The following is a 14200-nucleotide window of genomic DNA, read 5'->3' as shown; positions in this document are numbered from 1 at the left end:
GCGTGGGTCAGATGGCAGACGGTAAGCATTGCCTTGGCCCTTTGCAAGAATGGGCGCGTTTCTTGTCCGGCCGTGTCGCGACCGTCCGGATTTGGTAAATTCTGTCCGCCAATCCTTATTTCAGCTTTGTCCCGCAACCTCTGTTTGATTAAACAGAGGCAACTTCAGACGATGGAACCATGGGCAGAATTCTGGACCGCTATCTTCACCGCAAGATTCTTGGGCGCTGGCGCACAGCGGCTTTGGGAGCAACGGGTGCGGCACAACCGATATTGCGCCAGCAGCGCGATCAGGCCCGCGCGCTGCGCACCCATCTGGACCGGCTGATTCACGAGGCGGACAGCCGCCTGAGCCACCCGCTGATCGGATCGGCCCAGTTTCCCAAACCGGTCGGAACGGACTGGAGCTGGCGGCCCGACCTGTGGCGCGGACCGTTGGCGCAACCCGGTCTGGCGTCGCCCCGGCGCAAGGCCGCGCTGGACGGTCAGGTGACACTGTTTCACGACTGCCCGCAGGCCGAGATTGCGGCACGCCAGATCAGAAACCGCAAAGAGCGGGACCTGGCACCGTATAGTCTGGCGATCGAGGTGTTCAGCTTCGAAGGCGGGTTCCTGTCGCTGTCCGTCGAATTGCCGAAAGACGCCGCGCAGAACCTGACCAGTCAGCATCTGATATGCGTTGACACCCTGATCGACAGCGAACGACCGGTTGAGATATTTGCCCGCCTCAACGTGCAGCACGGGCCGAACGCGGAACAGGTGCTGCGGCAGATGGATATGTCCGGGCCCTCCACCGCGGTTGATTTCGATCTGGCGCATCTGCCGCTGAACGAGCGGCGGATCGAGAAAATCTGGCTGGACCTGATCATCGAAAACCCGCGCATGAACCGCATCGTCCTGCGCGATCTGACCATTTGCCGCCACCACCGCGCAGATTTATGAGACAGCCTGACATGACGCAGCCGACACTAACGCTCACCCGGTTCGAAAACGGCCTGTGGCAGGGTCATCTTCAGTCCGATGCGCAACCAAGCATCGAGGTTCGCTATCTCGGCGAGGCGTTGGAGGGTGTGGACCTGTCACCCGCCGACACCGGCTGGACCCTGACCGTGCCCGTGCCGGTAACCGCTCTGTCCGAAGGCGTGCACAGCTTTGTTGTCATCGATACCGCCTTGACCCGCAAACTGGCGGATTTCACCGTGATCGCCGGCGCCCCCGCCGCCGACGATCTGCGGGCCGAGGTCGCGCTGTTGCGCGCCGAACTGGATATGCTCAAACGGGCGTTTCGGCGGAACTGCAACGCGGGCGACTAAGCGCCGCCGCCTCATTTCTCTGTTATTTCAGCCGTTTTAGTGCATCATTCAGGCATCCAGAACAGATTGGGTGCAGCAATGGACCGCAACAGCATCATCAAAGTCATCGCTCTGATGGTGACTGGCTTTGGCATCGGCATCGACTTTACCGGTGCGCTGATGCTGGTCCCGGCCATCGAAAACTCTTTCAACGCCGACATCACCAGCACCCAATGGGTCCTGAACATCTACGCCCTGTTCTTTGCCATGACCATGGTCGCCGGGGGCCGCCTTGGCGATATGTACGGCCATCGGAAGGTGATGATCATCGGCCTGTCGATCTTTTTGTTTTCGTCGATCATGTGTTTCGTATCGCCCAGTCTGGACTTTCTGGTCGGCGCGCGTGCCTTGCAGGGTATCGGCGCAGGCTGTGTCTGGCCCTGCACCTTGGCCTTTGGGGCCACGAAAGTCTCAAAACCGGAACACCGGGCCCTGGTCATGGGCCTTATTCTGGCGGGTGTGACCACCGGCAACGTCTTTGGCCCGATGATCAGCGGGCTTGCCGTGAACCTTGGTGAATGGCGGTACTTCTTTCTGGCCAACGTGGTGTTTTCCTGCATCTCGATGGCCACCGCCCTGTTGCTGATGAAGCGTGAGACGCATCACAAACAGGGCGAGCACATTGATTTCGCGGGCATGGCCGTCCTGTCCTTCGCCGTTCTGCTGCTGCTTTACGGGTTGGATGTGGGTGCGGATTGGGGCTGGACCTCGGTTCCGCTGTTGCTGCTGTTCTTCGTCAGCGCGTTTTTGTTCCTTCTGTTCCCAAGGATCGAAAAACGGGTCAAGGAGCCGCTGCTGTTGCCCCAGATGATGCGGAACCGCGAGTTTCGCATCACGCTGGGCCTGAATATGTTCAACGTCTCGGCGGCTTTCGTTGGGTTGCTGTATTTCCCGCAATACATGCAAAAGGTTCTGGGCTGGTCGACCTTTGAATCGGCGCTGGGATTGGCACCGCTGACGATGTTGCTGGCGGTCGGGTCCATTGTGTCCGGCACGCTCTATAACGATTTCGGGCCCAAACGGCTGTTGCTCTGGGGTTATCTGATCGCCGCCATAGGGTCAGCCAGCATGATCGTGATGCCCAGCGGGCTGGGGTATTTCCGGATTCTGCCCGGCATGGCGATGATCGGACTGGGCGCAACGCTGACGGTTGGTCCCTCGGGCACTGCGGCTGTCTGCGCTGTCAAACCCGAACGCGCGGGGCTAGTCGGCGGCCTGAGCTTCATGGTCCATCTGGTCTATGGCGCGATCTCGGTCGCCTTTGCCACGGCCATCATGTACGTGGTCAGCCGGTCCAGCCTGCAGGAAAACCTGAGCGCTGCCGGCGTTGACCTGTCAGAGGCTGATCAAAGGGCCATCAATGGCGGCACGCTCAGCACCGACTCGGCCCAAGCGGTGCTGCAGAAACTGGGGCCCGAGGAGGTCGAGAAGGTCAAAACCGCCACCGCCGCCGCGTTCGACAGCGGCATGAGCATGGCCTTCGTGTTTTCGACCATCTCGGTTTCGGTGGGTATCCTGCTGGCCCTCATGCTGGATGAGGAAAAGCTGCACAAGGTCGAAAGCTGACGCGAAAAAAGGAAAGGGCCGCGTCATTCGCGGCCCTGTGATTTTACTGTGATGGCCCGTTCGGGTTGAAGGCCGACAGACCCTTGAGGATGTCGATGGCATAGGCCAGTTGGTAATCCTCCTCCCGCAGTTCCGCGGTTTCTTCGGCCTTGGCGCGGTCTTCCTCAATCTGGCGAATCTCATCCTCGCTCAGGCTGTCATTGTTCAGACTGCCGCGCAGGTCCGCCTCGGACCGGGAGGGCCGGTTGGATTCTTCCTCTTCCGGCTCGGGGGCCGGGCGCGGCTGTTCGACGATGATGTCGGGGCTGACGCCCAGCGACTGGATCGAACGGCCCGACGGTGTGTAATAGCGCGAGGTGGTCAGGCGCATCGCGCCGTCGCCGCGCAGGGGCATCACCGTCTGAACAGACCCTTTGCCAAAGCTCTTTGTTCCCACAACGATGGCACGGCGATGATCCTGCAACGCACCGGCCACAATCTCCGACGCAGACGCAGAGCCGCCATTGATCAGCACCACAATCGGCTTGCCCTCGGCCAGATCGCCCGGCGTCGCGTTGTACCGCTCGCCTTCTTCCGGGTCGCGGCCGCGGGTCGAGACGATCTCACCTTCGTTCAGGAACGCGTCCGAGACCTTGATGGCCTGCGTCAGCAGACCGCCCGGATTGTTGCGCAGGTCCAGCACGAAGCCGTTGACCTTTTCGATCCCGCCGGCCTCGGTGATCTGTTCTTCCAGCCCCTCTTGCAGGTTCGGGAAGGTCTGGTCGTTGAAGGTGGTGACGCGCAGCACAACGCTGGTGCCTTGCGTCCGGGCGCGGACGGCGGTCAGTTTGATGGTGTCGCGGATGATGGTCACGTCGAACGGTTCCGGTTCGCCTTCGCGCACGACGGTGATCACGATCTCGGACCCGACAGGCCCGCGCATCAGATCGACCGCCTTGTCCAGCGTCAGGCCCAGAATGCTTTCGCCATCCACATGGGTGATGAAATCCCCGGCCTCGATCCCCGCAGCGGCGGCGGGCGTGTCATCGATAGGCGAGACGACTTTGACAAAGCCCTCTTCCTGCGTGACCTCAATGCCCAGCCCGCCGAACTCGCCCCGCGTTTGCACGCGCATCTGTTCCGCGTCATCGGGCGACAGATAGCTGGAATGCGGGTCCAGCGAAGTCAGCATACCGTCAATGGCGGCCTCGATCAGTTCTTCGGGCTCCACTTCTTCGACATATTGGCTGCGGATGCGTTCGAAGATGTCGCCGAACAGGTCCAGTTGCTGATAGACGCTGGCCTTGCTTGCAGCCTCCTGCGCCAGCAGGGGTCCTGCGATCTGAGTGGTTGCGATGATGCCTGCCACGGTTCCGGCCACACCGGCCATAACAAATTTCTTCATACTCGTTTATCCATCCTTGCTGGTCCGAAACCACGATTCCGGGTCCACGGGGCTGTTGTTCTGTCTTACCTCTATATAGAGCGTTTCTGACCGGTCAGTTCCAGTGCCATCACTGGTTGTTGACAATATTGCGCCGATTTCCGGCGTTTTGCCCGGCATGAGACCCACGGGCGTGCCCTTGGGGATCACCTGCCCCGGCTCACCATAAACCTCCTGCAGGCCTGAAAACACGAATAAAAGATCGGGTTGAGGTTCCAGGATCACCAGATTCCCCAGATCCAGAAGCGGGCCCCGATAGCGAATCGTGGCTGCCGTGGGCGAGGTGACCAGCGCGCGCGGGCGCGTTCCAAGCACCAGACCGGGGCGGGTCACCCCGGCGGCGTCGGTTTCACCCGCGCCATGCAGCAGGATGCCCTGTACTGGCAGAGGCACCTCGCCCTTGCTGCCGGTTATGCTGGCGTCGGTCGAGGCGATCTCACTTTCCGAGATTTCAGCCAGCCCGCTGGCAAACCCGTCCAGCGTTTCCGTGGAAGAGATCAGGATCGCCGTGCGCACCGGGTCTTCGACAAAGCGCCGGGGAAGGTCGGTGCGATCGGCTATGGCTTCGCTCAGCCGGGTGCGGGCATCCTGAACGCCGCTCAAACCTTCGGTCAGGGTGTCGGCTGCGTCCTGTTGCAACAGGCGCAGGTTTTGCACTTCTTGCAGGTCCCGCGCCAGCGCTTCGGCCCTGGCGTTCAGGCCCGGCGTGACTTCGGACAGCATCATGCCCGCCCGCGCCGCCCCCAACGGGCCCGAGTGGTGCAGCATCAAGACCGGCGGGGCGGTGGTTTCGATGGTTTGCAGCACGCCCAGCAACTGCGCCACGTCCTTTTCTTTCGCACGCAGTTCGGCGGTCAGTTGCGCCTCGCGCGTTGCGGCCTTGCGCAACCCAGCCCGCATGGCAATCAGACCGGCCTCATAGGCCTGAATCGTTTCGGTCAGGGCGCGCACCCGGTCGCGGGCCCCTTCGGCTTCGGTCAGCGAAACCGAGGCCTGTTCCAACAGCGCCGCCGCCTCAAGCGCGGCCTGCGAAGAATCAGCTTGCGCGGGACCCGCGAGAAGAAGTGAGACAGCCAGAGCCGCTAACCTCATGACAACAGGCTCTCGCCGGTCATTTCGGGCGGTTTGGGCAGGCCCATCAGGTCCAGCAGCGTCGGGGCCAGATCCGACAGGCGCCCGTTGCGTAGCTGCGCGCCTTGGGGGCCTCCAACCAGTGCCACCGGCACCGGGTTCAGCGTATGCGCCGTATGCGGGCCGCCGGTTTCGGGGTCGACCATCATCTCGCAATTCCCGTGATCGGCGGTGACGATCATCGCGCCTCCGGCCTTGTCCAGCGCGGCGACAACTTGCGCCAATCCCTGATCCACAGCCTCACAGGCCTTGATCGCGGCCTGCAAGTCGCCGGAGTGTCCGACCATATCCGGGTTGGCGTAGTTGGTGACGATCAGGTCGTAGCCGGCCCCGATGGCTTCGACAAATTTCGCCGTGACCTCGGGGGCCGACATCTCGGGCTGCAGGTCATAGGTCGCCACTTTCGGCGATTTCGGCATGTACCGGTCTTCGCCCTCTTCCGGGGCCTCCTTGCCGCCGTTGAGGAAAAAGGTGACATGCGGGTATTTCTCGGTTTCGGCCAGCCGGAACTGGCGCAGGCCCTGTTTGGCGACCCATTCGCCCAGCGTGTTCACGATGGCGCGTTTGGGAAAAACCGTCGTCATGTAGGCGTTATGGCCGTCGGAATATTCGACCATGCCCAGCAGCGTGGACAGGTTCGGGCGCGGTCCGGTATCGAAGTCCGCAAAACCCGGCTCACCAATCGCGCGCAAAATCTCGCGCGCGCGGTCGGCGCGGAAGTTGAGGCAGAAGAACCCGTCCCCGTCCCGGACACCGCCATAGTCGCCTAACACGGTGGGCGCGATGAACTCGTCGGTCTCGGACTGGTTATAGGCATGATCCACCGCATCATGCGCGGTGCTGACAGCACGACCCTGCCCTTTGATCATGGCGGCATAAGCTTCGCTGACCCGGTCCCAGCGGTTGTCGCGATCCATTGCAAAATAGCGCCCGCAGACGGTGACAATCCTGGCCCCCTTGGGCAACCGATCCTCAAGTTCCGCGATATAGGTAAAGGCCGATTTCGGGGCGACGTCACGCCCGTCCGTCACCGCATGCAGGACCACCGGCACACCTGCATCGGTGATCGCCCTGGCTGCCGCGACGATATGGTTCAGATGCCCGTGTACACCCCCGTCCGAGACCAGCCCCATCAGATGCGCCGTGCCGCCCGCAGCCTTCACCCTGGCAATGAAATCCTGCAGCGCGGCATTGTCGAAGAAAGAGCCATCCTCGATCGCCAGATCGATCTGCCCCAGATCCATCGCCACAACCCGGCCCGCGCCGATATTGGTATGGCCCACCTCGGAATTGCCCATCTGACCGCTGGGCAGGCCCACATCCGGGCCGTGGGTGATCAGCGTGGCATGCGGCCCATTGGCCATGATCGCGTCAAAGGTCGGCGTGTTCGCCAGATAGGGCGCGTTGGCCGTTGTATCGTCCGACAGGCCCCAACCATCGAGAATGCACAGGACAACGGGTTTCGGGGCGGTCATTGGGTGTCTCCGGTTACTGCTCTGCGCCCATCTTCTATCGCGCGCCCGCCAGAGGGTGAACCGTCTTTGCCACGATTGGCGCAGATTTAATCAAACCGGAACCGGCAGGGATTGAAGCGTCAGTCCTTCAGATAGCTCTTGTAGGGCCGAGCCTTGCGATTGCGGTATTTGACCGTCAGGTCCAGCGGCGTATCGTTTTCATCATAGACCCCCAGAACGATCCCCCTGCCCCGGCTTTTGGTCCGCATCTCGATCAGTTGCTGCTCGGACCGCGTGGTGCGCTGCGACGCGCGGCGGGTCCAGGCGAACAGATGCTCATACATCTCGGCAATGACTTCGGAGTGCTCAGCGCTGTCGCGCAGATCGGTCAGTTCATCCGGGTCGTTTTCCAGATCGAACAGGATCGGCCGGTGGCCGCCTTCGCAATGGATCAGCTTCCATTTCCTGTTCGCCACCATGAACATCACCGCATCGCGGACCGAGGCGTTCAGCACATCCGCAATCGGCGAGCCCGAGTAATCGTATTCGCAGATCACCACGTCGCGGGGCAGGTCGTCGGCCTGTCCGTGCAGGATCGGCAGCAAGGAATGCCCTTCCAGAATATGCGTCGCCACCTCTCCGCCGGCGGTATCGACAAATGTGGGTGCCAGGTCGATGGATTCCACCAGCGCATCGCTGACCGTACCGCGTGTGGCATCCGCCTCGGGCGAAGGATCGTAGATGATCAGCGGCATCCTGGTCGACGCATCGTGGAAGAAGGTCTTTTCCCCCATCCAGTGATCGCCCAGAAAATCCCCGTGATCCGAGGTCAGGACAATCATCGTGTCATCCATCCGCCCGGTCTGTTCCATCCAGTCGAACAGCCGCCCCATCTGGTCGTCCGCCTGTTTGATCAGGCCCATATAGGCGGGGATCACCGCCTCGCGCACATCTTCCCGCGAGAACGCCTGCCCCACTTTGGTATCCATGAACGCCTTGAGCACCGGATGCGCATTCTGGCGTTCCGCCTCGGACCGGACCACCGGCAAAACGTGGTCGGGACCATACATCGAGGCATAGGGTTCGGGCACGATGTAGGGCCAATGCGGCTTGATAAAACTCAGGTGGCAGCACCACGGGCCGTCATGGGTTTGCATGAAGTCGATGCCGCGCCCGGTCAGATAGGGGGTTTCGCTGTCCTCTTCGGCGATATTTGCTGGCTCGGATGCGTTTTTCAGAAACCAGCCGGACAGAACGTTACCTTCCGCATCCAGCCCGGAATTGGCAAAGTCATGCCAGGGGTTGTCGCTCTCATAGCCCTTGGCTTTCAGGAACTTGTTGTATTCCTTCGCCCCATCCGGGTCGTAATACCCATCCGGCCCCTCGGGCAGCATGCCGTCATCCCGTTCGAACACGTCGAAGCCACATTCGGCAACGCGGGCCCCTATCAGGCTGTCGGGTTCCAGACCCAAACGGGCCATGCCTTCGGCATCCGCGCGCATATGGGTCTTGCCGACCAGCCAGCAATCCATCCCGGCCTTGCGCAGATGGTCACCCATCGTGATCTCGCCAACTTTCAGCGGAATGCCGTTCCAGGACGCCCCATGCGAATGCACATAACGTCCGGTATAGGTAGACATGCGGGAACTGCCGCAGATCGGCGACTGGATATAAGCGCGGTTGAACCGGACGCCTTTCGCCGCCAGCCGGTCGATATTCGGGGTATGCAGATGCGGATGCCCGTAACAGCTCAGGTAATCCCAACGCAGCTGGTCGAACATGATGAACAGGATATTTCTGGCTTTGGCCAATTGCGCCCCCTCCCGAGTGGTCCGGTGCTATCTAGCCAATTCCGTTCGGGCAGCGCAAATGCCGATTAGTTCTGACGCTCCATCCGTTCCAGCATCTTCCTGGCGCGCTTGCATTGAAGCTGGTCGCGCAGCGGGCTGTCGGGGTCGACATCCTTTTGGCAGACCACGCATTTATCCGCGCCCGAGATCGCGTTCAGACCGCCGCAGCTACCCTTGATGGTCTTGCCCATCAGCATCACACCCAGCGACATGCCCACCATGACAAGGGCTAGCAGTATGAAGGCCAGAATAAAGGTGCTCATCTTGGGTCCTGCCGGTCAGTTCGTGCCAAGCGCGTCTTTGAACGCGGTGCTGTGCATCGTAATATACGCATCTTCGCCGCCTGTCACATCCCGCGCGATGAAATACACGGCAAGTTTATGCTCTTCGGCCAGTTCCATGCCCTTTTCCTGCCCCAGCGCAAGCATCGCCGTCGCCCAGGCATCGGCCATCATCGCATTTTCGGCCAGAACGGTGACCGAGGTCGTGCGATGCGTAATCGGACGCCCGGTGGTGGGGTCGATGATATGGGAATAGCGCACACCATCCTGTTCGAAGAAATTCTTGTAATCGCCAGAGCTTGCCATGCCGCGATTGTCCAGCGACACGATCAACTGAACGCTTTGCGCGCCGGGTTCGGGTTTTTCGATGCCGATGCGCCACGCCTCACCCTGATCGTTTTGCCCTTTGGACACCAGATCGCCGCCGATCTCGACCAGATAGTCCTCGATCCCAGCCTCTTGCAGGGTCTCGGCCACGGCGTCGATACCGTAGCCTTTCGCAATGGCAGACAGGTTGATCCCAACCGCGGGGTCGGATTTCGCCAGTGTCCCGGCCTCGGCGTCCAGCGTCAGCAACCGGGCCTGCCCGACACCATCCAGCGCGGCTGATATGTCTTCGTCGGACGGCACCGGGTCTTCCGGTTTGCGTGGGCCGAAGCCCCAAAGCTCAATCAAAGGGCCCAGCGTCACATCGAAAGTACCGCCGGTCTTTTCGTGCACCTCATTCGCGGCAGCCATCACCACTGCAAACTCGGCTGAGACCGGCATCGGGGCGGTGCTGGCGGCGGCAGAAAAGGTCGAAACCTCGGAATTCGGGTCCCAGTTGGACATCTTGGCGTTGACGTCGGCCAGTGTCTGATCAACGGCCCGGGCGAGCGCGTCGGCGTCCAGATCCTCGCCAATGGCGGTGATGTTGAAGGTTGTTCCCATCGTTTCGCCCGACAGGCGGACCACGTCGGGTTCCTTACCGAACAGGCAGCCGGAAACAAGTGTGGCGAGGGCCAGCAACGGCACTAGTCGCATCGGGGGTCTCCTGGAAAATCCGTGCCCGGCATATGCCAGCGCCCCGGGTCAGAGTCAAACCGGCGTCACAGCTTGAGCGGCAGAAAACCAAGCGCAAGCAAGCCTATTCCCGCCGGTACCCCGAACAGCCAGGCCCGTTTCCGCCATCCCGGCGGCTGCTGTTTCCACAGTTTGCGGAAGTTATGGCCGCAAACGACCACCACAAAGAAGATCAGCACAGCCAGCGGCGGGGTCAGATAGAGGTCGTTCAAAGCCTTGCGTATCCTTGATAAGCGGCGGATTTCACCGATCCGGGCATTTGCACCCTATACAGGTCGTTTAGCTGCGCTAAGGTGAAAGGGAAAGACTTTGAAGTACAAGGAGGAGAGTGCCAATGGCTCCAAGCTCTTACCAGTCCCCATCGCGCGGCGACAAGGCTGACAAGACAACCTACAGCCAGTCGACGGAATCGAACCTGTCGCATGCGCAGACGACCGTGGCCAAGCTGCTTGATGGTAAGGGGGATGCGGTTTTCTCGGTACGTCCCAATGATACGATCCATTCCGTGGTGAATACGCTCAAGGAAAAGCGGATCGGTGCCGTGGTCGTGACCGATCAGAACGGTACCCTGCAGGGCATCCTGTCGGAACGTGACATCGTGCGACGCATGGCGGATACGCCGGGTCAGACCCTGCCGCAAGCGGTCGAGGAACTGATGACCAAAGAGGTCAAATCCTGCACACCGGACGATCTGCTGAATGACGTGCTGAAAACTATGACCGAAGGCCGTTTTCGCCACATGCCGGTTCTGAAAGATGGCAACCTTTGCGGCGTGATCACCATCGGTGATGTCGTGCATTTCCGTTTGAAGGAACTGGAATACGAAGCCCTGCGCATGAAGCAGATGATCGTCGGTTAATTCCTGGCGCGACCATCGGCGACCGGCCCCTTTGGCCGGTCAGCGGGTTGATGTGAACCGGACGCCGCCAGAGAAAATTTCGGCTGCTGTCAGGCGACCGGTGGCAAAAGCACCGGTGTCGATTGAGATGACACCCCGCGCAACCCGCGCCTGATCCACTATCGTATGACCATGCACGACCCATTGACCGTCTGCCCGGCGCGCCCGCGAATAATGCGGCCGCCCCCACAGGCAGGTCTGCCGGGGTTGATCGTCAACCGGCTTTTCCGGGTCCAGCGCCGCGTGCACGACCGAGACATTGCCGCTGGTCCAGATCAGCGGGCAGTCCGACAGCCACGTGACCAGCGCCTCACCCATGGCATGCCGTAACTGCGCGGCCATCGCGGCGGCGTTGTCCTCGGGAGTCACATTCTTGATCCCGAAAGAGGCCAGCGTTTGCAGCCCGCCATTGCGGAACCACAACCCGCTGACTTGCTCAGGGTCTTCGAGAAAGCGCAGCAGCATTTCCTCGTGATTTCCCAGCAGGCAGATGACGCGCCCGCCCGAGGTTTCGCTCAGGTGATGCAACTGGCGCAAGACCTGCGCGCTGTACTCGCCCCGGTCGATATAGTCGCCCACAAAAACCATACGGCAATCGCTGTCCATGCGGGTCAGGATTGCCTGCAACAGATCAAGACGGCCATGGATGTCACCCACCGCATAGAATCGCTCATCCGGAGCGATTGCGGACAGGTCGTCATCCGCGTCCTGCGTCTGGCGTTTTGCCAAAAGCCCTTTGATCCAGTCTTTTACCATGCGGGCCTATCCCTACCCGGCGCAAGCTGCGGCCACAATTGGCAATCGTTTCGATTGAAGGCCCGTAGGTGTCTGATATGACTGTCACCAAGGGAGTTCATTTATCAGATCAGCGCGCAGAGGGTTGTATGAAACGGGTTTTGGTTACGGGCACTGCGGGCTTTATCGGGTTTCATCTGGCCCGATTGCTGCTGGCGGATGGATTCCGCGTGCATGGCTATGACGGGATGACAGACTATTACGACGTCACCCTCAAGCAGCGGCGGCACCAGATGCTGATGCAGACGCCGGGCTTTTCGGCAACCGAGGATCTGTTGGAAAACCACGACCGCCTGATGCAGGTTGCCGATGAATTTCAGCCCGACATCATCATCCACCTCGCTGCGCAGGCCGGGGTGCGCTACAGCCTTGAACATCCGCGCAGCTATATCGACTCGAACGTCGTGGGCACGTTCAACGTGATGGAGGTTGCGCGGCAGCATAATGTGGACCACCTGCTGATGGCCTCGACCTCCTCCATCTATGGGGCCAGCGAGGATATGCCCTTTACCGAGACTCAAAAGGTCGACAATCAACTGACGATCTACGCCGCGACCAAAAAGGCGGGCGAGGCGATGGCGCATTCCTACGCCCATTTGTGGGACCTGCCGACAACGATGTTCCGGTTCTTCACCGTCTATGGCACCTGGGGGCGGCCCGATCTGGCCTATTTCAAGTTCGTCGGTGCCATTCTGGATGGCCGCCCGATTGACATCTACAACCACGGCGACATGTATCGCGACTTTACTCATGTCGAAGACCTTGTAAGGGGCATCCGGCTGTTGATCGACACCCCTCCTGTCCGGCCTGCCAGCAGCGATGAGATCGAAGACGGCGACAGCCTGTCCCCCATCGCACCCTATCGCATCGTTAACATCGGCAACGGAGAAAAGGTCCGTCTGATGGACTTCATCGAAGCCATCGAAGAGGCGGTCGGCCAGAAAGCCATCCGCAATTACATGCCGATGCAGATGGGCGATGTTCCGGCAACATGGGCCGACAACAGCCTGTTGCAACGCCTGACCGGCTATCGACCGCAGACCGAGTTCAAGGACGGGATCAAACAGTTCGTCGAGTGGTATCGCGACTTTTACGGGAAATAAGCGGGCACTTCTGGCAAAAGAAAACCGGCGCAGGGTGCGCCGGTTTCTTGTTTTTTACCCGCCGAAATCGTCGAGCATGATGTCTTCGCGGTCCACGCCCAGATCCAGCAGCATGTTGATGACCGACTGGTTCATGATTGGCGGACCACACATGTAATATTCGCAATCCTCGGGCGCGGGATGGTTCTTGAGGTATTCCTCGAACAGCACGTTGTGGATGAAGCCGGTATAGCCTTTCCAGTCATCCTCGGGCTGCGCGTCCGACAGGGCCACATGCCATTCAAAATTGTCGAAATCTTTGGCCAAAGTGTCGAAATCCTCGACAAAGAACATTTCTTTCTTCGACCGCGCGCCGTACCAGAAGCTGATCTTGCGGTTGCGGTTCTCAAGGCGTTTGAGCTGGTCGAAGATGTGGCTGCGCATCGGCGCCATGCCGGCACCACCGCCGATGAACACCATCTCTTTTTCCGTCTCACGGGCGAAGAATTCGCCGAACGGACCCGAGATCGTGACCTTGTCGCCCGGTTTCAAGTTGAAGATATAAGACGACATCTGACCCGGCGGGATGCCGTCCGAGCCCGGAGGCGGCGAGGCCACGCGGACGTTCAGCATGATCATGCCCTTTTCATCCGGGTAGTTCGCCATCGAATAGGCGCGCTCGATCGGTTCACCTACGACGGATTTGTACTGCCACAGATTGAAGCGATCCCAATCCTCGCGGTACTCCTCTTCCACATCGAAATCGGTATAGGCCAGTTGGTGCGCGGGCGCTTCGATCTGTATGTAGCCACCGGCGCGGAAGTTCACGTCTTCGCCTTCCGGCAGGTCCAGCGTCAGCGCTTTGATGAAGGTTGCCACGTTCTCGTTCGAACGCACTGTGCATTCCCATTTCTTGACGCCAAAAACCTCTTCGGGAACCTCGATATCCATGTCCTGCTTGACCGCGACCTGACAGGACAGACGGTCGCCGCAGGCGGCCTCGCGCTTGGTGATGTGACTTTCCTCGGTCGGCAGGATCGAGCCGCCGCCCGAATGCACCCGGACGCGACACTGTGCGCAGGTGCCACCGCCACCGCAGGCGGAGGGGACAAAGAGCTTCTCGGCCGCCAGCGTCTGCAACAGCTTGCCACCCGCCGGAACCGATACGGTTTTCTCGCCGTTGATGGTGATGTTGACGTTCCCGGTCGAGACCAGACGCGAGCGTGCGGCCATGATGATCGCGACCAGTCCGATCACGATCAGGGTGAAAAGCGCGACGCCTAGGGTAAAAGTTTCCATCGACGCCT

The 14200-nt window shown here is 60.5% G+C and carries 14 protein-coding genes; 5 read left to right on the top strand and 9 right to left on the bottom strand.

Annotated elements, in window-relative coordinates; all coding sequences use genetic code 11:
- Positions 1-179: 179 nt before the first annotated feature.
- The 3 genes from ACR0K1_RS00805 (at position 180) to ACR0K1_RS00795 (ending at position 2917) form a co-directional block, all read left to right on the top strand.
- Complete coding sequence (locus ACR0K1_RS00805; RefSeq protein ID WP_480848152.1) at positions 180-941, top strand: DUF6478 family protein; 762 nt, start codon at positions 180-182, stop codon at positions 939-941.
- Positions 942-952: 11 nt separating this feature from the next.
- Complete coding sequence (locus ACR0K1_RS00800; protein WP_480848574.1) at positions 953-1312, top strand: hypothetical protein; 360 nt, start codon at positions 953-955, stop codon at positions 1310-1312.
- 78 nt (positions 1313-1390) lie between these two features.
- The gene (locus ACR0K1_RS00795; RefSeq protein WP_480848150.1) at positions 1391-2917 is read left to right on the top strand and encodes an MFS transporter; all 1527 of its coding nucleotides are present in this window, start codon (positions 1391-1393) and stop codon (positions 2915-2917) included.
- Positions 2918-2960: 43 nt separating this feature from the next.
- Here ACR0K1_RS00795 and ACR0K1_RS00790 read toward each other — a convergent pair whose 3' ends face one another.
- From ACR0K1_RS00790 to ACR0K1_RS00760, 7 genes are all read right to left on the bottom strand, one after another.
- On the bottom strand, positions 2961-4301 hold the full coding sequence (locus ACR0K1_RS00790; protein WP_480611633.1) for a S41 family peptidase: 1341 nt from the start codon (positions 4299-4301) through the stop codon (positions 2961-2963).
- A 6-nt stretch (positions 4302-4307) separates the two neighbouring features.
- On the bottom strand, positions 4308-5432 hold the full coding sequence (locus ACR0K1_RS00785; RefSeq protein WP_480848147.1) for a murein hydrolase activator EnvC family protein: 1125 nt from the start codon (positions 5430-5432) through the stop codon (positions 4308-4310).
- Entirely contained in the window at positions 5429-6946 is a 1518-nt protein-coding gene (gene gpmI, locus ACR0K1_RS00780; RefSeq protein ID WP_480848145.1) for a 2,3-bisphosphoglycerate-independent phosphoglycerate mutase, read from the bottom strand. Before gpmI ends, ACR0K1_RS00785 begins: the two co-directional genes overlap by 4 nt.
- 119 nt (positions 6947-7065) lie before the next feature.
- Positions 7066-8736: a sulfatase-like hydrolase/transferase gene (locus ACR0K1_RS00775; protein WP_480848143.1), complete on the bottom strand. Its 1671-nt coding sequence runs from the start codon at positions 8734-8736 to the stop codon at positions 7066-7068.
- Positions 8737-8801: 65 nt separating this feature from the next.
- Positions 8802-9038 (bottom strand): (Na+)-NQR maturation NqrM, encoded by a 237-nt coding sequence (gene nqrM, locus ACR0K1_RS00770; RefSeq protein ID WP_480848141.1) that lies wholly within the window; start codon positions 9036-9038, stop codon positions 8802-8804.
- A 15-nt stretch (positions 9039-9053) separates the two neighbouring features.
- Positions 9054-10079 carry an FAD:protein FMN transferase gene (locus ACR0K1_RS00765; RefSeq protein WP_480848139.1) on the bottom strand — a complete coding sequence of 342 codons (1026 nt, stop codon included), beginning with the start codon at positions 10077-10079 and terminating at the stop codon, positions 9054-9056.
- A 65-nt stretch (positions 10080-10144) separates the two neighbouring features.
- Positions 10145-10330, bottom strand: coding sequence for a hypothetical protein (locus tag ACR0K1_RS00760; protein WP_480611639.1), 186 nt, complete (start codon positions 10328-10330; stop codon positions 10145-10147).
- A gap of 122 nt (positions 10331-10452) precedes the next feature.
- Here ACR0K1_RS00760 and ACR0K1_RS00755 point away from each other — a divergent pair, with 122 nt between their 5' ends.
- Positions 10453-10977, top strand: coding sequence for a CBS domain-containing protein (locus ACR0K1_RS00755; RefSeq protein ID WP_480848137.1), 525 nt, complete (start codon positions 10453-10455; stop codon positions 10975-10977).
- A gap of 39 nt (positions 10978-11016) precedes the next feature.
- On the opposite strand, the gene ACR0K1_RS00750 is transcribed toward ACR0K1_RS00755, so the two are convergent.
- Entirely contained in the window at positions 11017-11772 is a 756-nt protein-coding gene (locus tag ACR0K1_RS00750; RefSeq protein ID WP_480848134.1) for a metallophosphoesterase family protein, read from the bottom strand.
- A 128-nt stretch (positions 11773-11900) separates the two neighbouring features.
- Between ACR0K1_RS00750 and ACR0K1_RS00745 the strand changes: the two genes are divergently transcribed.
- Complete coding sequence (locus tag ACR0K1_RS00745; protein WP_480848132.1) at positions 11901-12914, top strand: NAD-dependent epimerase/dehydratase family protein; 1014 nt, start codon at positions 11901-11903, stop codon at positions 12912-12914.
- A gap of 54 nt (positions 12915-12968) precedes the next feature.
- Here ACR0K1_RS00745 and nqrF read toward each other — a convergent pair whose 3' ends face one another.
- The gene (gene nqrF, locus ACR0K1_RS00740; RefSeq protein ID WP_480848130.1) at positions 12969-14192 is read right to left on the bottom strand and encodes an NADH:ubiquinone reductase (Na(+)-transporting) subunit F; all 1224 of its coding nucleotides are present in this window, start codon (positions 14190-14192) and stop codon (positions 12969-12971) included.
- Positions 14193-14200: the final 8 nt, after the last annotated feature.

It is taken from the genome of Ruegeria sp. F5, from assembly GCF_056533845.1.
Note: the sequence above shows the minus strand (reverse complement) of the source record. Positions and strands in the feature narration are given on the sequence as shown.

Bases quoted from the DNA above. Each gene is read 5' to 3' on its own strand.
- ACR0K1_RS00805 (WP_480848152.1), top strand. From the start codon at position 180: ATGGGCAGAATTCTGGACCGCTATCTTCACCGCAAGATTCTTGGGCGC.
- ACR0K1_RS00800 (WP_480848574.1), top strand. From the start codon at position 953: ATGACGCAGCCGACACTAACGCTCACCCGGTTCGAAAACGGCCTGTGG.
- ACR0K1_RS00795 (WP_480848150.1), top strand. From the start codon at position 1,391: ATGGACCGCAACAGCATCATCAAAGTCATCGCTCTGATGGTGACTGGC.
- ACR0K1_RS00790 (WP_480611633.1), bottom strand. From the start codon at position 4,301: ATGAAGAAATTTGTTATGGCCGGTGTGGCCGGAACCGTGGCAGGCATC.
- ACR0K1_RS00785 (WP_480848147.1), bottom strand. From the start codon at position 5,432: ATGAGGTTAGCGGCTCTGGCTGTCTCACTTCTTCTCGCGGGTCCCGCG.
- gpmI (WP_480848145.1), bottom strand. From the start codon at position 6,946: ATGACCGCCCCGAAACCCGTTGTCCTGTGCATTCTCGATGGTTGGGGC.
- nqrM (WP_480848141.1), bottom strand. From the start codon at position 9,038: ATGAGCACCTTTATTCTGGCCTTCATACTGCTAGCCCTTGTCATGGTG.
- ACR0K1_RS00765 (WP_480848139.1), bottom strand. From the start codon at position 10,079: ATGCGACTAGTGCCGTTGCTGGCCCTCGCCACACTTGTTTCCGGCTGC.
- ACR0K1_RS00755 (WP_480848137.1), top strand. From the start codon at position 10,453: ATGGCTCCAAGCTCTTACCAGTCCCCATCGCGCGGCGACAAGGCTGAC.
- ACR0K1_RS00750 (WP_480848134.1), bottom strand. From the start codon at position 11,772: ATGGTAAAAGACTGGATCAAAGGGCTTTTGGCAAAACGCCAGACGCAG.
- ACR0K1_RS00745 (WP_480848132.1), top strand. From the start codon at position 11,901: ATGAAACGGGTTTTGGTTACGGGCACTGCGGGCTTTATCGGGTTTCAT.
- nqrF (WP_480848130.1), bottom strand. From the start codon at position 14,192: ATGGAAACTTTTACCCTAGGCGTCGCGCTTTTCACCCTGATCGTGATC.